Raw genomic sequence first — 19,975 nt, 5'->3', positions numbered from 1 at the left:
GGCCTCCATGTAGCGGAGCTGCGCGTCGATGTCCCTGCTCGCGTATTCCTTGCCGACCATGACGCTCACCCCCTCGACATCCTTTGCGTGTATGCCTCTTGCAGGCTCCTGCCCCTCGGGCAAGTATCTCAATGTAGCACGGGGGGGTGACAAATCCGTTCCAGTGTCATGGCTTGGTTTTAGCCAATCTCCTGAACGGAGATTTTTATTTTTCTACCCAGTATCCATGCGGGTTCTGGCGAAGGAACTGAAATCGTTTCAATCTCCTGAACGGAGATTTTTTTCTACGAGGAAAAAGCCAGTATCCATGAGGATTCTGGCAAAGGTTTCAATCTCCTGAACGGAGATTTTTGTTTTTCTACCCGATTTCCTTTCGTGACGCAGGAGGCCCAAGCGTGCTAGTTTCAATCTCCTGAACGGAGATTTTTGTTTTTCTACATACAGCCGAGATACGCCCTCTCCCGTCTACCGACCCGTTTCAATCTCCTGAACGGAGATTTTTGTTTTTCTACGGGGATCAAGCGGGCCATCCTGATTCTGATCGCGCATCTAGTTTCAATCTCCTGAACGGAGATTTTTGTTTTTCTACCATCCGCTCATCCTTCTGCATGACTTCCAGTATGGCAGTTTCAATCTCCTGAACGGAGATTTTTGTTTTTCTACGAATGGGCAAGAGTGGTGAGAGTGGAGGGATAAATGGAGTTTCAATCTCCTGAACGGAGATTTTTGTTTTTCTACAGGGGGCGGGAATCGCTTCGCGAAAACTCGAGGGGCGGTTTCAATCTCCTGAACGGAGATTTTTGTTTTTCTACCCTGCCCTTCCTCGCTCCAGGCGGCATATCACCGCCCCGTTTCAATCTCCTGAACGGAGATTTTTGTTTTTCTACCCTGGAGATATACGCTTTTGCTGGATTGACTTTGAGGGTTTCAATCTCCTGAACGGAGATTTTTGTTTTTCTACCCGGGCGGTAGACTATTTTGTCTGGCCCGAGGAGTATCGTTTCAATCTCCTGAACGGAGATTTTTGTTTTTCTACGGACATCATAGCCCCCATTTCACATTACATCAATATGGTTTCAATCTCCTGAACGGAGATTTTTGTTTTTCTACCCCGAAGAGTTGGGCCGCAAAGGGTACATCGTAGTCCCGTTTCAATCTCCTGAACGGAGATTTTTGTTTTTCTACCATCCGCTCATCCTTCTGCATGACTTCCAGTATGGCAGTTTCAATCTCCTGAACGGAGATTTTTGTTTTTCTACGAATGGGCAAGAGTGGTGAGAGTGGAGGGATAAATGGAGTTTCAATCTCCTGAACGGAGATTTTTGTTTTTCTACCCCGGAAAGCGTGAATCCCGCTGGCCCGTGCCGCTTCGTTTCAATCTCCTGAACGGAGATTTTTGTTTTTCTACGCCCGCAGGTAATCGTTGTGGCCACGGACGGTTACACGCGTTTCAATCTCCTGAACGGAGATTTTTGTTTTTCTACTCGGGGGTAGGTGGCCTCGTGTTCTTGAGCATTTTCGCGTTTCAATCTCCTGAACGGAGATTTTTGTTTTTCTACGCCCGAGCTCCCGCTGCCGAAAAGTCAAGTCAGGGCATGTTTCAATCTCCTGAACGGAGATTTTTGTTTTTCTACCGGGGGTTATTGTTTCTCGACGAGATCAGTACCGCTCCGTTTCAATCTCCTGAACGGAGATTTTTGTTTTTCTACGGCGAGAAGTGATTACGAGAACGGTGTTTCTTGACAGTTTCAATCTCCTGAACGGAGATTTTTGTTTTTCTACGCTGTATAGAAAGAGAAACGGAGGGCGGACGTACTGGTTTCAATCTCCTGAACGGAGATTTTTGTTTTTCTACTCCAGTAACGGGGCCACTCCCACATGCCCCTGAGCAAGGTTTCAATCTCCTGAACGGAGATTTTTGTTTTTCTACAGGAGATAGAGCCGCTGTTTGTCATGCTGGCCTTGGAGGTTTCAATCTCCTGAACGGAGATTTTTGTTTTTCTACCCCCAGAACGCCCTCTTGCGTCTCAGGTACTCCTCGCGTTTCAATCTCCTGAACGGAGATTTTTGTTTTTCTACAACCTTTTTCCCGAGAATCGATATCGAGTACAGGCGTTTCGTTTCAATCTCCTGAACGGAGATTTTTGTTTTTCTACCCCCAGAACGCCCTCTTGCGTCTCAGGTACTCCTCGCGTTTCAATCTCCTGAACGGAGATTTTTGTTTTTCTACAGGGTGATATAATTCATATTCGGCGATCGTATAGGGATGGGTTTCAATCTCCTGAACGGAGATTTTTGTTTTTCTACGACGGAAGGGAGGAAGGATGGATTCAATCGCAATCGCAATCGTTTCAATCTCCTGAACGGAGATTTTTGTTTTTCTACTATTGGTATGGATCATGGCTCGATACCATCATATGCGTGGTTTCAATCTCCTGAACGGAGATTTTTGTTTTTCTACATGCCGGGAAGATTCTGGATCGGCTTTTGGAAGAAGGTTTCAATCTCCTGAACGGAGATTTTTGTTTTTCTACACCTGTCTGCGGCACTCTGGTCGCTCGTTCCAGTCGAGCGTTTCAATCTCCTGAACGGAGATTTTTGTTTTTCTACGGGGGCGAGCGACTACAGTTACTCCCGCCCCTCCCGTGTTTCAATCTCCTGAACGGAGATTTTTGTTTTTCTACTAGAAAAATAGGGAGGAGGAAAGCTATGTGCCTAATAGGTTTCAATCTCCTGAACGGAGATTTTTGTTTTTCTACGTTTGATGGGGTGCGCGGTCGCTCAATAATTTCTTATGGTTTCAATCTCCTGAACGGAGATTTTTGTTTTTCTACTCGCATATGGCGTATGTTCCGCATAATATTGATCGATCGTTTCAATCTCCTGAACGGAGATTTTTGTTTTTCTACTGGGAGAGCAAAGACTATGGATTTGAGTATCGCACGGTTTCAATCTCCTGAACGGAGATTTTTGTTTTTCTACGTCCTCCGCCTCTTCCCCTCCCCGCAGCAGCCACTCCAGGTTTCAATCTCCTGAACGGAGATTTTTGTTTTTCTACCTCCGCATAAATGATACCCTTTTAAGAGGTATTTTACATTAAAAATCGATGACCCCGAAAAACGACCACAAACATTACCCACAAATTTACCCATATATTCACTCCATCTTCATGCATATTCATAGTAAATCGCGGCTATGATCGCTTATATACAGGTATTTTACTCAAAAGAATGTTTTTCGCCAAAGTTTGCGACGTACCCCCGGGGTTTCGGATTCCCCGGGGGTCGTCGAAACCCTGGCGCTTATGCCCCTTGGCCGGGGCTTTTAGCCTTAATCGCCTTGCCCAGGCTAACGTGGATTTTCCGTGGCATTGCTTGGAGTGGACGAGATCAACGCTGCAGCAACCCGCCCCAAAAGGCCTCTTTTTATCAGACCACTATTAAGTTTTCAAGCTCCATGAAAAGTTGCCCACGGACTACCTCCGGAAAGCTTAATTCAACACAGACCCCCTTCCTTCATCATATTGTTAATGTATTACCTTTTCTGCATTCACGCCACATATATATCGGCATCATGCGCAAAGGTCCCGTCTCCGATGATTTCGCTACGCTCCACGCACGACTGGCATATCTTATAAAAGCGCACGGTTGCTTCGTGGTCCTCTATTACCTTCTCCAGCTCAGCTTTCAACTCCTGGTATTTTTCCTCGTCCAGCAGGCATTCAAACACGCTAAGCTGTACATGGTCACCATAGTTCTTCAACTCGTTGTAAACCCTGTTGCGCACCCTGTCATCGGATATGTCGTAGGCCACCACCACGAAATGCTTGACCTGCATCCCTAAGACCTCATCGTGAAAGATAGGGCCGGTAGGGAGGCCCACCCTGCAAATCCCTCACCAACCTTCGAGCTTGCAACTGGAAAGCCACCAGGTGATTGACGGGGGCCTCCCGATCGGGGTGGAGGAATTCAGAGAACAACCTCCGGTTGTACCTGGCAATGAATTCCTTCAACCCTTTTTCGTTCAGCAAAACGGACCCATCCTCCTCTCGGAAATCCCCAAGCGTAAATATACCCTTGTTAATGCACCCGACGGCAAGGGAGTCGACCAGCTCCGGCCTCCATTCTTCCATTAGATCCAGGGCTAAAGACGGCCTGCCGTAACGATCAGCGTGCAAGAAACCTTGATAGGGATCAAGGCCGGTAACCTCAATCGCCGACCACACGTTGTTCAGCAACAGGGAATAGCCGAGGCTGAGCAGCGCATTCACGGCATCGCGCGGTGGCCTACGGGTACGGCACGGGAAGGAGAAATCCCCGGGAATCAGCTCCCGCAAGCCGGCGAAGTAGACCGCGGAGGCGCGTCCCTCTATGCCCCGGACCTCGTTCAGGGTATCCGCATGGTGTAGGTCGATAAGAGAACGCTTGAGGGCTTCTATGGGAGCGTCCAGGACCGAGAGGCCTTTACGCCTGCGATGGCGCTGGAGCAATATCCTCTGGTTGTGCGCCTTGCCGTGCACGAAAGCCTTGGCCAAATCCAGGCACTTGCAGGCATCCTCTGTAGCTCGGAACTGCACGCGCCGCAGAAGGCCGTGGTTCGAAAAGGCCGGCCACAGGTGCCCCTTGAGTTTCCCCCGCACGCTCAGGAAGGATACCCCGACGTCCGCCTTCAAGAGGTACTCGAGTATGGGCACGGTAAAGGAAACGTTCCCGTAGACCACGACCTGGTCCAGCTTAAAGCCCGGGACGTCCGCGATCACCTCGTCGTCCTTTTCAACTACGATGCGGGACCCTTTACGACGCAGTTTCGCGCCTTGTTCCAATATATATAGAATCGCCATTTTCCTTTAGCTCCGGGCACTTGATAATACGCTTTGGGGAGCGATTCGCTACAAGATACCGCGAATGAGGCGAAGGCTCCCTGCGACCCAAAAAGTGAAGGGTGATTCACGGAAAGCGAGGCACAGGCGTCACCACGGTCGCATTTGCATGAAAGCCGCATTAAGGACAAGGCCGGCTTCGTCATAGAGGCCGGATTGCTCAGGCGCCCCTCTCGTTCCGACCGTCACCGAAGCGGACCTGGCCCATACCCATGGTGGTTTTCATCCCCAGCCCGGAGTATTCGCAGAAGCGCGCGAGGAGGTGAAAGGCGCGGCACAGGTCCTCGTCATCGGCGCTTAGCATGTACTCGCAGCGACCCACCACGCCAACCTGGCGGGAGCGGTCGAAGTGAAGTATGTGGGTGGAGAGGTTGAAGCGCGCAGGCCGCACTCCCTCCTCCGCCAGGACATGCAGGTTATCGCCAAGATCCACGCGGGAAACGGCCGACCAAGCGCGGTTGGCGCTTTGCCATACTAGGCGGGGAACAGGAAAGAGTACGTTATAACCGCCGCTGCGGAAAGCGGTGGGGCTCACGAACCTCAGGATGAGCTTGCGAGGAGGCTCCTTCCTGCTCACGATGCATGCGCGGTAGAGGTCGTCGGCGTCCGTGACCGTTTTCCTGACTTCCGCCACCGTGAATTCCGCGTCCCCCAGGCGCAGACGGCGCCCCCGCAATCCCGGGAGCAGTTCCTCATCCCACAAGGCTACAAGTTTGTCGTCGAGCATGGTGAAACGTAATGCGTAAGGCCTTCCCGCTCTCAATCTCAGCCTGCCTCCGCTCAAGGACTCCATCTCTCCCATGAGAGGGGACACGGTGTAAGGCTTAGGCGCCCTCATGTCGTGCAGTCGCGTGGACATGGAGAGGTCCGCTTCCCTCACCAAGTCGAGGAAGAGGGCGTTGAAGCGCTGGCCGCCCCCGGCCGTGATCTCCACCGCCGCGGTCACCTCGAGTTCAAGGCTGAGCTCCATGAGCAAACCCAAGCCTCAACCTCCGAATCCTTAACCAACTCCTGCGCCGCCGGTGGCCCCACCGGCCGCAATCCCGCTAAAGGGAGATAAAGGTGTGCTGGTCCAACAGGTCGCCCAGGTCCTCTCCCATGAGGCGAGCGAGGCCGTCCAGGAGCATTCCCACCCAGCCGGTGAATTCTTCGACGTCTTGCGGTTTTGCCCGCCTGGTTCCATGGATGAGCATGAGGTCGTTGCGCTTGTTCACCGTCTTGTGAAATGCCCTCAAGTCCTCCTCGTCGGCTTTCCGCCACAAAGGGTCCCCGAAAGCCGCGAGCAGCAGGTGTCCATGCATCAACGCGACATCGCGGGGCGTTCGCACGTAATCATGCCCGAAAACAGCCCTCGCCAGTTGCTCATATCTCGCCTTAACCGCTTGCGGCACATTGTCCCATTCGAATCTTTCGGTGCCGAACCCCCTTCCGTTCACGCCCGGGGTCTGAGCCAACCGCAGTTGGGAGATGAGCTCCAGGCAGCGGTATAGCCTGACCGCTGCGTCGTCGGGAGCCCCCGCCCTTTCCCTCCTTGAAGCGTTGCAATAGAGGTCCACCGCCAGGCGTAGCCCGAAATCAGGGTGCTTGCTCAATATCCCGAAAAAGCTGCCTCCCCTACCCTCGCGCGAGAGGGCTTCGAGTGCGACGAGGTTCTTCTCCAGCCCCTCTATATCTAAATCCAGCTCATACCTGCGGGCGGACTCAAGCGCTTTCTTGAGCTCCTTGTGGGCCAGGCCGTAGTGGAAACGATCCCAGAGGGAAAACCCCCGCACGATGTCGTGGAGGATGTTCACCCTCGCCACCACCGGGAGAGCCCGCTTTCCCTTGATCTCCTCTCCGGCTTCCTTCAGCTTCTCTTCCGCGGACTCGAAGCTCCCCGCGTTGAACAGGTCCAGGCACTGGCGGATCTTCAGGTCGCCCAAGGTTATGTAGGGATTGGGCAGATGGGTGAGGTATTCCGTCCCTGGCAAAGGGATCCTAAAATCGGGCAGGTATTTCCGGTGATCCACATAGAGCAGATCGATGCCCAGGAAGTTCGCCGCTGCCGCCGCGGCGCTGACCATGGACTTCTTGCCCCCGGTGTTGTCAAGGGCGCAGTTCAGCTCTCCTTCGCGAGACCATTCCTGCCAGCGCCTGCCGATCTTCTCGTATATCTCCTCGGGGTCGTCGGGATCGACTTTCTCGCGGTCGTACTGCACCTCGTGGTCACGGAGGAAGTCCACCTCGCGTATCACCTTCGCCAGGTGCGCCTCGGTGTCGGAAGTGTATATGAAGAAGACCCTGCGCGGGCGTACCGCGTCCAGGGTGAGGATGAGGGGTTGGGGGGTAGTGCCCACGGTCATGATCAGGGCATCGTAACGACCGGTGAAATCCTTGCACCGCTGCCGGAAAGCCTTCCGCACCAGCGGGAAGAGTTCCCGCCAATAAAGCTCCTCCGCCTCTTTCCTGCGACCGCTGGAAATCAGGCTTTCCCATTCCTCGCACAGGGAAGCCATGTCCTCCCGGCCCATTCCGCTCACCCCGCCAAAGCTGACAACAGCAGGCTTACTCTGCCTTGAGGATACCATAAATCCATCAGCTTCCCACCCCATCCCGGAAAGCGCGGCGGAGCCTGGCCTTGAGGCGAGCGTAGCGCACGCGCAGGGTTTCAGGGCTCGTCCCCACTACGGCGGCAACCTTTTCCCAGGGGAGCCCCAGCTCCTCGCGCATGAAGAGCAGGTGTTTCTCCTCCTCTTCCAAGGACTCCAGCATCACCCGGACGCGGGAATAATCCTCTGATCGTAGCAGGAGATCCTCGGGTCCGTTATCGCTGCCGGAACGCGCCACCAACCCTTCGTAATCGAGGAACGGCTCGCCCTCCTCGCGCTCGCCGCTCGCATGGCGGACCAACTCCGCCTGGTACAGGAACAGCCTGGACCTGCGCGCTTCCCTGCGGCTGTGATCTATAGCGAGGTTCTTCGCCGTCACGAGGAGGGAATTGCGGCAGTGGGCGCGGCTCTCCCAGCCCTTGTGATCCTTGCCCACCTTCTCCAGCAGTCTCTCCACCGCCTCGTGGAGGATGTCCTCCTCCATGCCCGCGAGGCAGTAAGGGTTGTTTTTGATGACGCGAAGCAGGAACGGCCGCTCTTCCCGATAAAGTGACAGCAGTAGCTCCCCGTCTCCGGACGGGAGGGCTGCGTCTCCGCATGCATGATCGCCGCCGCCCGAAGGCAACAGGCCGGTTTGACCCTCCTTGCCACCCGGTTGTAATTTGCCTTTTATTGTCGTGCGCATGCGATTACCTCCTTCTCTCGGAAGCACAACGGCGCTCCCACTCGCCGCGGTTGCGGGGTAATCGCACGCTCAGCCCATCCTGCCTACGTTCTTTTCAAGGTGCGAAAAGCAAAAGCGCCACCGTATCCGCAATCGGCGCCTCAAGGGAAGCGCCACTCGATACAGCGGCTCTCACGCGGCCCGAAGGCCGCACAAAAAGTCTACTGCCGCTCGGGTGTCGTCGTCAACACGGGCTGGCGTAAGGGGTATTGATAGCGACCGGCTCGAGCAGGCCAAACACGTCCCTCGTGATCGCCCACCGACCCCATGCGAACAACAGGCGGCTGGGGCGGCGCCCCGCAACCCGCCGCGGGCACCGCCTTTTCAACCCCAGATGCCGAGTAGGCCTTATTCGCAGTCACTCTCCATAGCCTTCCTTTCCCTTAAGCGCCGCGTGGCGCCGCCGGCCCGGCGTCGTATGCGGTTTCTCGCTTCCATCTTTGCTTTCGTTTCACGTTTTCGCTCTTATTACGAATGGTATCCGCATCTGTTACATACGGCTCGCGAAGAAAATATGCTCCGCCCGCCACTGCCGGGAAATGCCCGGACACGATGTGGCAGATACCTGCCTAGATAGCAATTAAGTCCCCGGGCCACGGTTACGGCAGGGGAAGGGGAACCACATGCATGAAATGGGCAATGAATCAGTTTGCCGAAAAACTGTTACAGATCCTGTCACTGCGCGTATTTAGAATGTTGAACGTTGGCAGCGGGTGATCTCGGAGGCGAACGCAGGGGAAAAGTAAAAGTAGCGGAGAGCGGACAGCCGGGAAACGCGAACCGCAATCGCAGGCTGTCGGGTGATTGCGCAAGAACCGAACGGGGCAGGTAAGCAGGTGAAGATGCTGCCCAGGTTCAGAAACATGGTGGAAATCTTGGTAAGGGGTTTGTTAAAATGACAGCGATGGATTTCATCACCGGGTGGGGCAGGAGAAACGGGCTTTTACGCAGTGCGCACCGCATTCCGGCGCTAGGCACGAGGGGAGGCTGGCTTGACTGAGACAACGAGCATCAAATCCAAGGTGTTCCATCTCGAGATAATCACGCCGATTTTCTTAAGCAGTGCTGACGGCGAAACCCCGGAGCTGCGTGCCCCCTCGTTCAAGGGATGCATGCGCTACTGGTGGAGGGCCGCGGTCGCGGAAAAGGATGTCGAAAAGCTCTACCGCGAAGAGGCAGGGCTGTTCGGGAGCAGCGCGGAGGGGGCGGGCAGATCGCCGCTGACCATAAGGGCAATATCAAAAGGCGATTTAGCGCAAAAAAAATACCAGCCTCTTCCTCACATTTCTTCAGGAAATAAGGCTTTTGAAATCCCCGGCTTGTGCCCTGGTCGGGAATTCGAGCTTCACTTACATGCGAGAGGAAACCTCGATCTCTATGCTGACATCCTCGAGCTGGCGCTCCTCCTCGGAGGGGTAGGGAAGCGCAGCCGGCGCGGCTTTGGGAGCGTGGTCAAGACGGATTGGTGTTTCTCCGACCGACAATCGCTCATGGAACACATATACAATAAACTGCAAGCAATCACTGGGGACTCGGGGTTCGAGATAAGAGAGGACGGCAGAAGGGAGAGGGTCATCGCAAGGGGGGATGACGCCCAGAAGAGAGGTGGGCGCTACCCGTGGATCAGGGAGATATTCATCGGCCGGATGGACGATAGTTGGGAAGCTTTGGTGAGAAGGATCGGCCAGGCGACACATGACCACAGCGACCCGTCGCTCGGAAGCGCAAGCCCGCGAATGGCCTCTCCCGTTTACGTGAGCGCAATAAAGCTCGGAAGCGGGTACGCGCCCGTGGTCACGACCCTCAACCCTCAATACCCGAAACATTATAAGCAATGTGACCTGAAAAAATTGGAGCAGTTCAAAGGAGCGCTATGAGCGTAGAGACCTTCTCTCGCAAGCTTGCGGCTTACCTGCACGATCCCGTGGACAAGCCCTTTATACTCATGCAGGGCATCAGCCACGAAAGAAGGGCGTCCGAGCTGTCGGAAAGGTTAGGGGTGAGAATAGAGGGAGTGGAGGCGGCCGACCACATCGCCTCGGCGATGGAGCGCGCGTTCCTGCCCAAGGGCGCATCCAGGAACCAGGCTATGCAGGTCAAATTCCTGGAGGACCCGTGCATAAAGCATCCCCTGTCGGGCCGCGAGCTTGAGGGAGCGGAGTGCATCAAGGGCGTCGATAAAAAAAGGTTCATCGATGCGGCCGACAAGGCCATTGAAGAGCTTGCCGGCAAGGAATACGAGGACGAAAAGACCCGGTTCCTCGACCTCTGGAGAAACCTCAAACCCAAGGTCGTAAAACACTGCGGGGGATTCGAGGGAAAACTCTGGGCTTTGGCGCCCGCCGATACCAGGATGCCAGACCACTCCATCTTCGAGCACAGCAAGATCGCTTCCGCTTGCAGCAGGTCGGGGTACGCGGACAGCCTGCTGCTGAGCAACTGCTCTCTCATGCTCTTCTCCATCGGGGGGGCGCAGCGCTTTATAGCGGAGGCCAGGAAGGCCCAGGACCTCTTCTGGGGCAGCTACCTCCTGTCCTTCCTTAACTGGAAGGCAATAGAGAGGATCTCGGACCTGTACGGACCGGATTGCGTGATCTTCCCGGACATCCACGGGCAGCCGTTCGCGGATATCTGGCTGGCTAGGCTGGGCATCGAGGTGGAGAACAGCGCGGCCGGGGAGCTCACGGCGCCGAGCATTCCCAACAGGACCCTCGCCATAATCCCGGAGAAGGACGAGGAGGAACTGCGCAACCTGGGTTGCGATCTCGACGCGCTGGTAAAGAAAGCGCTGTGTGACATCGGCAACACGGTGCTGGAGGAGTTCGGGATCCAAGAACCGCCCGGCTTCCGGGAACAGCTCAAGAAATCACTCAACGCCTACTGGGTCTTTCTCCCATGGTTCAAAGACGACGACGAAAGCAAGGCTTGGCAAGTCGCGATAGATAGCTTGGGGAAATACCTCGACCCCGAATCGATAGAGGCTATGAGGAGCGTCCTGGGCTTCGCGGAGAAGGAGGGCGAGTATTCGCCCAATATAGGCAACGTCTATTCCCTCCTGTATTCGTTCTGCGAGAAAACCGCCGGCTCGCTTAAGAACATGAACTATTTCGAACAGCTCACGGAACAGGGCAGGAAATGCTCGCTGTGCGGCGAGCGCAACGTCCTCTTTTACAAAAAGGGCCTGGGCGAGGAAGCCCTTGAGGACGACAGGCTCCGGCGGTCAAAGCTGTTCAACGGGGACGCGGTTATCTTCGACGTCGAAAACTCGCAGGTGACGCCGAAATTCCTCCAGCCCGGAGAAGGGCTCTGCGCCGTCTGCTTCAGCAAGCGCGGCGCGGAGAGGTATTTCCGGCGTGAGTTGGGCAAGCAAGCGATCGTGGAATTCCCGTCCATCGCCGAGGTCACCCTGAGAAAAGCGATAAACATCCTGCATGAAGAGAACGCATATCAAGAGTACACGAGTCTGTTCGGCGACGATTACGATCCCCAATTGCTGTACGAGGAGAACCTAACGGAGCGCTTTTTCGAGAAGAACGGGCTGGACGTCGGGATGCTCGAAACGGCCAAGAACGCTTTAGAAAAGCTGCTCAGGGGGAAAAAGGTCAAAACCCCCAAGTATTACGCCGTCGTAAAACTGGATGGAGACGACATGGGCAAGTGGCTTTCCGGAGAGCTCGCCCCTTTGTACGGCGAGATATACCATCCACGGGTCTGGCAGACCCTCGATGCCGAATTCAAGGCGCAGCTTGAGCGCAAGAAGCGCCCCCTCACCCCCGCCATGCACGCCACCATAAGCTCGGCGCTGAAGGATTACTCTCAGGTGATGGTAAAAGAGCTGGTGACGGTAAAGCATGACGGGTACCTGATATATGCGGGCGGCGACGATGCCCTCGCCTTGGTCAACCTCGATGACCTCTTCGACCTGATGACGAGACTAAGGGGAGCATTCTCGGGCCACATCGACGGAAGCCTCGAAAAGGTCGATTTTTCCGCCTGCGTATCGGGGTTCGTGGAGAGGGACGAGCGGATCCTCTTGACCATGGGGCCAGGTGCGACGGCCTCGATGGGAGTATGCATATCCCATTACAGGACACCCCTCAGTATGGTCATGGAGGCGGTGCGCGAGGCCGAGGAGAAGGCCAAATCGCTGCCGGGTAAAAACGCCTTCAGCATAACCGTGTTGAAGGGCAGCGGGGAGAGGATGGAGACCACGTGGAAATGGTTCTACCAGGACGGAGTCGATATCCTCCGAAAGGGTGGAACGGCGGCGATGCTCAAAGAACTGGCTGACGCCCTCAAGGGGGCTGAAAGCAAATCAGAAGCAGGCTTTTCGGACCGTTTCGTCTACAAGTTCAAGGAAACCTTCCAGCGCTTCAACCCGGAAGAGAGGATACCGCACCTGGACGAGATGATCGCGTCGGAGACGCGCAGGTTGCTCAAGCGTTCTTTCATATCCAGGAAAAAGGACGATGTCCGCCGCGACGCGCTGATCGAGGGCTGGACCGCAGGGTTGAAGTCCCTTTACCTAAACGCCGGGAGCCTGGGCAATTTCATATCGATGTTGGAGACGGCGGCCTTTATCGCCAGGGAGCCATGATCATGATGTTTGAGATAACGCCCTTCGACCCGTTGTTCTTCAGAGACGGCAAGCCGTTCACCATGGGAGACGAGGCCATGGCGGGCAGCGTTTTCCCGCCCCCGCCTTCGACGGTTTACGGCGCTTTGAGGAGCGCCTATATCGCCTATAACGGTGGTCTCGAAAGGTTTGCCGCGGGGGAGATGAAAGAGGCGGTGGGTACTCCGGAAGAGCCGGGATCGTTTGCCCTCAAGGGAGTATTCCTGAGAATGGGCGAAGAGACGCTCCTTCCCGCTCCGCTGGACCTGGGGAGGGAGAAAGACCCCAACGACCCAAACAGGAAAAACCTCCTGCTCAGACTCGAGCCGGCTCCGAAAAAGAGCCTGCCGTGCTTGTTGCCTCCGAACAGGGACATGGAGCTGATGCTTCTTCCGCAAAGCGGTTCGCTCATGAAGGACAGCTCGGGCTATTTCATCTCCCTTTCCTCGTTCAGGGAATACCTGAAATGCGCGGCCTCCGATTACCACGGCTATCCCCTACACGATGTCGTAATGCAGGAACCGAAACTGGGCATAAAGCGGGACGCGGCAACGCACGCTTCCCAAGAAGGTTTCCTTTACCGCGTAAACATGCACCGGCTTGGTTTCAGGAACCGCGATGGGTCGATCACAAGTTCATCGTTTCTCGTCGATTGCGAGGGAGCGAACGATTACCCTGACGGATTTTTCGTGCGCCTGGGCGGGGACGGAAAGCCCTGCACGGTCCGGAAACTGAACGGCGTCGAACAGCCGCGCAGCAGCAAGCAGGAATCTAACGATATAAAGTCGCGCATCAAGCAAAGCAAGAGGTTTAAGCTCTACCTCGCCACCCATGCGATTTTCAAAAATGGCTGGTTGCCAAGCCTCTTTTTAGGCCGTGGCGAAAGAGGGGCGATAGAGCTTGTAGACCGTGGCGAAAGAGGGAAGATAGAGCCTGCTGGACTGAGGCTCAGGCTTCTCTATGCCGGGATAGGGAAACCACTGCATATCGGCGGCTGGGACGTCCACCGCAACGTGCCCAAGCCCATGCGCAGGGCCGTGCCGGCCGGGAGCGTTTATTATTTCGAGATCCTGGAGGGAGACATTGAGGAAGTCCTGCGGCGCTTCGATTACGCGAACATTTCGGATGACTGTCCCGAACAGGGATTCGGCCTGTCTTTCGTGGGAGCGATGGAATGAAGACTGTGGTGACCACCGTGGGCATCTCCCTCTACGAGAATTACCTCGAGGGCAAGCGCGATATAAGGGAGCATTATGAAGTCCTGCGAGACGAGCCGGGCTCGGCGTATGATACGAAGGCCGAGCGCATCAACAAGCTGAAATGGCCATTGAAGGAATTCCTCGTGAGCAAACCCCAGGAGGCATCAGCGGAGACGAAAAGCGTGTTGAAACTGCGAGACAGGCTGAGAGACGACCTCGTTATCAGGCTTATATCTACCGATACCGTCCTTTCCATGGTGGCGGCGGACCTGCTCGCCGAGACGGGTTGCGGCATCGGGGTGGAGTCCCGTTATAACCGCGAGCAGGACACCATAAAGGGATTGCAGGTAGCGGACGCCGGGCTTTACAGGGAAGAGGGATCGAAAAACCTCCTCCGCCGGCTCTACCGTCTGCATGATGAATGCGGGGGCAACATGGTTATCAATATGACAGGCGGGTTCAAGGCCACCATCCCCCTCCTGACCATCTTCGGCCAACTAAACGATATACGCCTCTATTACATATTCGAGAACACCGACGCTTTAATAGAGATCCCGCAGGCGCCCATGGACATCGCCTGGGCCGTCTTCGACGCTCACGCCGGACTACTTTCCGAGCTGGAAAAGAACGGCGTGATCGAGTGTCCGGGAGGAGATCCCGTGAAGAAACATCCTGAGCTGGATGCCCTGGTGGAATTCTCGGATGGGTTACTGTCCATGAGCGCGCTCGGGACGATCATGTGGCGGCGATATAGGACGAGGCGGGAGATCGTGTATTTTAGCGAACATGCCAAAAGGGAGTGGGATCGGCTTGACGTGGGCGACAGGCGCGCGCTTGCCAGGACTCTCTCCGGCTTGAGGGCGAAGCTTCTCGCGCGCAGCAGCGAATCCGACCTCAGGCATTCACTGAAAGGCCTCGATCTTCCGGACGGCTTTCACTGCTACAAGACCAGGACGGAGGGCCAAGAGGCGCGCATCGTATGGAGCCGTGACGAATGGGAAACGGATTACGGCGCCTCCGAGATGGACCTCCATATCGCGTCCTTCTATACAGGCAGCGAGGTACACAACGCCGACTCCGAATACGTGGACAGGTTAAGGGCTTTACTAAGAAGCGACGCCGGAAAAATCTTCAACAAAACACTCTATAAACCGGTTACAATCGAAAAGGGCGAGCGTAGTACATCCATGGAGGTGGAATATGTTTAAGAAAGCATTGCCGGTGTTCATGCTCGCGGAGTCACCGGTGCACGTGGGAAGCGGGACGGAGCTTGGCCTTGTCGACCTGCCCATTCAAAGGGAAAAGCACACGGGGTTCCCCAAGATCGAATCCTCGGGGATCAAGGGCTGCCTCAGGGAGGCGTTCGAAAGCCCGGCCGTGAAGGAGAAGCTGAAGTCTCTCATTGGCAACGGGTCGGCGGACAACGATAGGCTAGAGAAGTTGATCGAGCAGGTGTTCGGACCCGAACAGGGCGACCTTCACTCGGGGGCGCTGGGTTTTACCGACGGCCGCCTTATCGCCTTCCCCGTGAAATCCATGAAAGGCGTGTTCGCGTGGATAACGTGCCCGCACGTCCTGGAGCGGCTGCGCGATGAGTTAGGCCTCGCGGGCATCAAGTTGCCGGAGTCCCCTCCCAAGAACACCGTCACGGAACAAAGCGGGGTGATATTCGATCGTGATGGAGAAATCCGGGTCGTCCTTGAAGAATACACCTTCCCGGTGAAGAAGGACGCTTCCTGCTCGCAGCTCGCCGACTGGCTGGCGGAAACCATGTTCAAGACAGGCGGCGGCGGTGGCGATCTCCTGGCCTACTGGATGGAAAAGATGCGAAACAGCCTAGTGGTGCTGACGGACGACGATTTCCGCGACTTCGTCGAGCTCTCCACCGAGGTGGTGGCGAGGACGAGGATCGACGCCGATACGGGGACCGTGGCTTCGGGCGCGCTTTTCTACGAGGAATACCTGCCCCAGGAAAGCATCCTCTACACCCTTGCCCTCGCCGCGCCGGTGTACCAGAAAAAAGACGCGAAGGACGCCTATTTCAAGCAGGAGGGAAAGGACGAAGCGACCTTGGTCCTGGAGCTTTTCAGGAGGGGCGTCCCTGAGGTCATACAGATCGGCGGCAACGCCACCATAGGCAAGGGCTTGGTGCGCCTGAGCTTCCCGGATAGAGAAGAGACCATGGATTGCCAAGCTCAAAGCCCTGACTTATAGGCAAGGGCTTGGTGCGCCTGAGCTTCCCGGAGGTGTGAGAATTGGCCGAGAAACCGCTCGTAAAGACCCTGGAACAGGGTCGTGCCTCGGAGGCTTACGGCTACGTAACGGGAGCCGTTAAGCAACTGGGCGATAAAGCAAAAGACTATAAGTCGTATGTGAAAAAGCTGCCCGTGATGATCAAGACCAACGGGCTCGGACAGACGCTCGCTTTCGTCAAGTCGAAGCGTTCGAAAGATGAAGGAAAGAACGCGTACGACATGATCTACGAGCAGTTGGGAGACTGGCTACGTAAATGTCCCAATTCCGTCATCCAAAGCGGCAACGATCTGGTTAAATCGATCATCGACCTGGATAGCAAGGACTACCGCGTGGCCACTGCGGAGGCGCTGTCGCTGCTGAACTGGCTGCGCCGTTTCGCGGACGGTATTATCGAGGGCGAGGGCGGTGAATCTTGAGGTGAGGGAAAAGGGCATTCTTATTGTCAAGAAGGCCAAGAAGGGCTATTCCGCGGAGGTAGAGGTAGGCGGTAAAAAAATACCGCTTTCCGCATACGCCTTCAAAGACGACAGCCTCAACGGGAAGGAATGCGAGATAGAGCGGCCGGGAGGCACCGTACAAAAGCTTTTCATAGACGGCAAGGAATATCCCAAGAAGGCGGCGGAGTCAAAACCACAAAAGGATGGCGGATATCGGCAGCTACAACAGCTTCCGCGAAAAGGCCAGCAATGGGGCGGAGGGCGCGGCGGAAAAACTGCTGCGGGCGGGAGTTATTATGTCGATGTGTGGAAAGCCGAGAATGCCCAACTCCCGAAGGACACCCGGGGACTCATAAGAAACCGGGATGATATAGATAACTATTATCTTTTGCTCAATAAAGCCGCACAGTTGTTGGAAAAAGAAGAGAACAAGGGTTTCAGGTTGTTCGTGCAAGAGAAGCCCAGGAGCGGAAAACCCGGCAAGAAACTACGTGTTGAGCCGAAAGGATATGGGGGGATAGACTTTCAAGCGTTATTGGACAGGTTGGACAACGGTCGGCGTTCTGCCGAGGAATATGAAGTGGTGGAGATCGGAATCCTGCGGCCGGAATGGAGGATGGTGGTGGGGCTAGGCGGCGAGAGCGTTTACGAAACATCCATGACCCTGCACCATATCTACGGGTTCCCCTATATCCCAGGCAGCGCCATCAAGGGCGTCACGAGGCACCACATCGTAACAACCCTGCTTTCGGGTTTCTTCCCGGAAGACAACCTGGCCGTGCTGGACAAGGCCGTCGATATGCCCGACCTCGAGAAATACCGGGCAGACAAAGGGGTCAGTATCGATGAGGCCTTGAAGGCGCTCCAAATCGGCCTGACCGTCAGGCGCGACAAGGATGTGGTCAAGCCCAGCGAAGCGTTGCTTGAAAAGCTGCACGCCGGCTGGGATGAGCTCGACGGGGTAAGGGAGGTGTTCGGGAACCAGTCGAAGAAGGGCAAAGTGATATTCTTGGACGCCTTCCCGGTCAAGCCGCCAAAAATAAGGCCGGACATCATGAACCCGCATTTTTCGGGATATTATGCGAAGCAGGAGCCGCCGGTTGACAGCATGAGCCCCATACCGGTTCATTTCCTGACCGTGGAGGGAAGCCCTTTCAAGTTCGCCATCATGGCGGAAAAGCGCTATGGCTATGTGCTAGAAAAGCAGATTGGAAACCGCAGAATCTCCGACTGGGTCAAGGATGCGCTTCTCAAGCACGGCATAGGCGCCAAGACGTCCGTTGGTTACGGTTTCTTGAGGAAGCTGATTTCTGAACCGGAATGTTCTTCGTGATAGCGTCATGAAATTCGCGTCCGACATATGGCCTTCCTCCTCCAACTACAATTTGGCAAAACCCCGGAGCCTCCTCTGCTGAAGCCTTTCGTTCCCGTTCTTGAGGATAAGGTGGAGATCGGAAAGAAGGCTCTCCTCCGAGGAGAAGCCTCGATGATCCTGGCCCTCCTCTTCATCTCTTTGCCCACCCTCTCCAGCTGGTTGTCGGTGTAGATATAGTGACGCAACTGCTCCGGGTACTTGAGGAAGGCTGGGTCTCTGGACACAAATCTCTTGACGCTATCCCTAATTCTCCGCAGGACACGATTCGGCTATTTTATCGATAAAACTTGGCTTCAGATCTTGTATTACTTCTTTTATTTCTTCCATCTTTTTCTTTAGCGTCGAGTAAGAGATGTATTTGCAGCACTGCGATAGCGGTGGTTCCATCTTAGCAAATGTGGGCCGCATGATCTCCTTGAAGACTTTTTCTCGACGCTCCTCCGGCGCTACGATATACAATTTTATTTTGATGTTCGGCTGCATAGAGATAAGGTCGGACATGCGAAGTATGCCACTATAGATGGACGTCGTGTGCTCTACTTCAAATGCGGCCTCTATCGAATTTCCTTTAAGCCAGATAACGTCTATGTTGTCGATCGTCTTATTGGTCGCTTCGTCAAAATGAAGCGGGATCTCATCCAGGCAGAAGTCGCTGAATTTCTTCCCACTAAATTCCTTATTTCTATCATTGCGGGCAACTGCCACGTTCAGGCCGAGATCGCTTCCCAGCTTGATCAACATCCACTGTATTTCCCTGTGTTTGTCTATCCCCTCTTTTCCTTCAGCCTCTTCCTCCTCTTCCGGTATCGTTACGGATCCGGACTTAGTTTCATATCTCCGAATTTTTACGGGCGTTCTCCCGTATTTCTTCTCGTCATATGGAATTTCCACCGGATTATCTTTTGCCTTCTTCAGGGCCGATATCACTATGCGTGCGTCTTCGGGCCTTATCCTTGCAGGTGATCCGCGGAAGTGCCCCGTCCACGCATTGGGATTCTTCAAATTCCGGAAATAAGACAACTCGTCGCGTAGAGACAGGATGGGAACCGCATTTTCTGGCTTCAAGGCAATCAATATTTTTACGGGGAATCTCCAGGGGAAGGTCTCCTGCGACCAAATCTTTGTCTTGTCGTCGTAAAATACCGGGCCGCTTACTTCAAGAAGACCTATCCACCGGGATATACCCGTGCAATAGCAGAGTAAAAAATCCCCCGGCTTAATCTTCCCACATATTTTCCCTCTCCTTTCCCTGAAGCCCGAAACATTCCCGCCAGCCTTGAGGAATTCCTCCCATGTCTTTCCCGTGAACAAGTCAAGCCAGTAGTTCCTGGTCATTCCCCCTCCTCGCATATAATGATTTTCTCGCAGCTTCTCATTGTTAACCTTATTCTACCATTTATTAGCTCACGGTTTGCCCACTTCCATGGATTTCAGGTAGAGAAAAAAAGGGGGGGAGAACCTGCATGATATCTCAATCCATATTCAACTGTTATAGCGTTTAAAGGCCAGGAAGCCCACCTTTCTCCTCCCGCCCGCGGAGAACGCGCCGCCCTCGCACTCGTCCCGGCAGGCCCGCTCCAGGTCCCGCATGGCGACCACCGCCGAGGCCGCGTCCCGCGCCCGGGCGATGGCCCGCCTCGCGGCCGCCACCACGGCGTTCTTGATGTTCCCGCCGGCGAGCTCGTAGACCCTCGCCAGCCGGGCCACGTCCACGTCCTCGGCCAGGGGAAGGCCGGACGGCAGGTGCAGGCGCCAGATGCGCTCCCTCTCCTCCGGCCCCGGCACGCCGAAGGCGACCTTCAGGGTCAGCCGGCGCTCCAGGGCGGGGTCCAGGGCGTCCGCCCGGTTGGTGGTGAGGACCACCGGCAGGGCGTGGTCCTCCAGGCATCCCAGGATGACGTT

General features: G+C 55.3%; 15 protein-coding genes and 1 CRISPR repeat array. Of the genes, 7 read left to right on the top strand and 8 right to left on the bottom strand.

From position 1 onward, the window contains the following. Window positions 1-180 precede the first annotated feature (180 nt). A CRISPR array of direct repeats spans window positions 181-3,058; the repeat unit is 37 nt; unit sequence GTTTCAATCTCCTGAACGGAGATTTTTGTTTTTCTAC. Window positions 3,059-3,549: 491 nt separating this feature from the next. The 5 genes from cas2 to H5T73_12420 all read right to left on the bottom strand — a co-directional run bounded on the left by cas2 (window position 3,550) and on the right by H5T73_12420 (window position 8,092). Then, complete coding sequence (cas2, locus tag H5T73_12440; protein ID MBC7248569.1) at window positions 3,550-3,837, bottom strand: CRISPR-associated endonuclease Cas2; 288 nt, start codon at window positions 3,835-3,837, stop codon at window positions 3,550-3,552. Between the two features lie 10 nt (window positions 3,838-3,847). Next, the gene (gene cas1, locus H5T73_12435; GenBank protein ID MBC7248568.1) at window positions 3,848-4,822 is read right to left on the bottom strand and encodes a CRISPR-associated endonuclease Cas1; all 975 of its coding nucleotides are present in this window, start codon (window positions 4,820-4,822) and stop codon (window positions 3,848-3,850) included. A gap of 217 nt (window positions 4,823-5,039) precedes the next feature. Further along, on the bottom strand, window positions 5,040-5,861 hold the full coding sequence (gene cas6, locus H5T73_12430; protein ID MBC7248567.1) for a CRISPR-associated endoribonuclease Cas6: 822 nt from the start codon (window positions 5,859-5,861) through the stop codon (window positions 5,040-5,042). 64 nt (window positions 5,862-5,925) lie between these two features. Then, window positions 5,926-7,389, bottom strand: coding sequence for a TIGR02710 family CRISPR-associated protein (locus H5T73_12425; GenBank protein MBC7248566.1), 1,464 nt, complete (start codon window positions 7,387-7,389; stop codon window positions 5,926-5,928). Window positions 7,390-7,453: 64 nt separating this feature from the next. After that, entirely contained in the window at window positions 7,454-8,092 is a 639-nt protein-coding gene (locus H5T73_12420; protein ID MBC7248565.1) for a sigma-70 family RNA polymerase sigma factor, read from the bottom strand. Window positions 8,093-9,183: 1,091 nt separating this feature from the next. Between H5T73_12420 and cmr1 the strand changes: the two genes are divergently transcribed. Genes cmr1 through cmr6 form a run of 7 tightly spaced genes read left to right on the top strand, consistent with a single transcriptional unit; the run spans window position 9,184 to window position 18,031 of the window. Next, window positions 9,184-10,068 carry a type III-B CRISPR module RAMP protein Cmr1 gene (cmr1, locus tag H5T73_12415; GenBank protein ID MBC7248564.1) on the top strand — a complete coding sequence of 295 codons (885 nt, stop codon included), beginning with the start codon at window positions 9,184-9,186 and terminating at the stop codon, window positions 10,066-10,068. Next, window positions 10,065-12,788 (top strand): type III-B CRISPR-associated protein Cas10/Cmr2, encoded by a 2,724-nt coding sequence (gene cas10 / locus H5T73_12410; protein MBC7248563.1) that lies wholly within the window; start codon window positions 10,065-10,067, stop codon window positions 12,786-12,788. Before cmr1 ends, cas10 begins: the two co-directional genes overlap by 4 nt. Window positions 12,789-12,790: 2 nt before the next feature. Further along, complete coding sequence (gene cmr3, locus H5T73_12405; protein MBC7248562.1) at window positions 12,791-13,984, top strand: type III-B CRISPR module-associated protein Cmr3; 1,194 nt, start codon at window positions 12,791-12,793, stop codon at window positions 13,982-13,984. Beyond that, entirely contained in the window at window positions 13,981-15,213 is a 1,233-nt protein-coding gene (locus H5T73_12400; protein MBC7248561.1) for a putative CRISPR-associated protein, read from the top strand. The genes cmr3 and H5T73_12400 overlap by 4 nt, the downstream gene beginning before the upstream one ends. Continuing rightward, a complete protein-coding gene (cmr4, locus tag H5T73_12395; protein ID MBC7248560.1) occupies window positions 15,206-16,219 on the top strand; it encodes a type III-B CRISPR module RAMP protein Cmr4 in 1,014 nt (337 codons plus the stop codon). Before H5T73_12400 ends, cmr4 begins: the two co-directional genes overlap by 8 nt. A 41-nt stretch (window positions 16,220-16,260) precedes the next feature. After that, complete coding sequence (cmr5, locus tag H5T73_12390) at window positions 16,261-16,677, top strand: type III-B CRISPR module-associated protein Cmr5 (protein ID MBC7248559.1); 417 nt, start codon at window positions 16,261-16,263, stop codon at window positions 16,675-16,677. Next, window positions 16,667-18,031 carry a type III-B CRISPR module RAMP protein Cmr6 gene (cmr6, locus tag H5T73_12385; protein MBC7248558.1) on the top strand — a complete coding sequence of 455 codons (1,365 nt, stop codon included), beginning with the start codon at window positions 16,667-16,669 and terminating at the stop codon, window positions 18,029-18,031. Before cmr5 ends, cmr6 begins: the two co-directional genes overlap by 11 nt. Before the next feature lie 5 nt (window positions 18,032-18,036). Here the strand turns inward: cmr6 and H5T73_12380 are convergent, their stop codons facing one another. From H5T73_12380 to H5T73_12370, 3 genes are all read right to left on the bottom strand, one after another. Beyond that, on the bottom strand, window positions 18,037-18,297 hold the full coding sequence (locus H5T73_12380; GenBank protein MBC7248557.1) for a transposase: 261 nt from the start codon (window positions 18,295-18,297) through the stop codon (window positions 18,037-18,039). 19 nt (window positions 18,298-18,316) lie between these two features. Continuing rightward, window positions 18,317-19,408 carry a hypothetical protein gene (locus tag H5T73_12375; GenBank protein ID MBC7248556.1) on the bottom strand — a complete coding sequence of 364 codons (1,092 nt, stop codon included), beginning with the start codon at window positions 19,406-19,408 and terminating at the stop codon, window positions 18,317-18,319. Between the two features lie 147 nt (window positions 19,409-19,555). After that, window positions 19,556-19,975: hypothetical protein (locus tag H5T73_12370; GenBank protein MBC7248555.1), on the bottom strand; the 420-nt coding region annotated here is incomplete at its 5' end.

It is taken from the genome of Actinomycetota bacterium, from assembly GCA_014360655.1.
GTDB lineage: Bacteria > Actinomycetota > Geothermincolia > Geothermincolales > RBG-13-55-18 > JACIXC01.
This window is presented reverse-complemented; position numbering and strand designations above follow the sequence as displayed.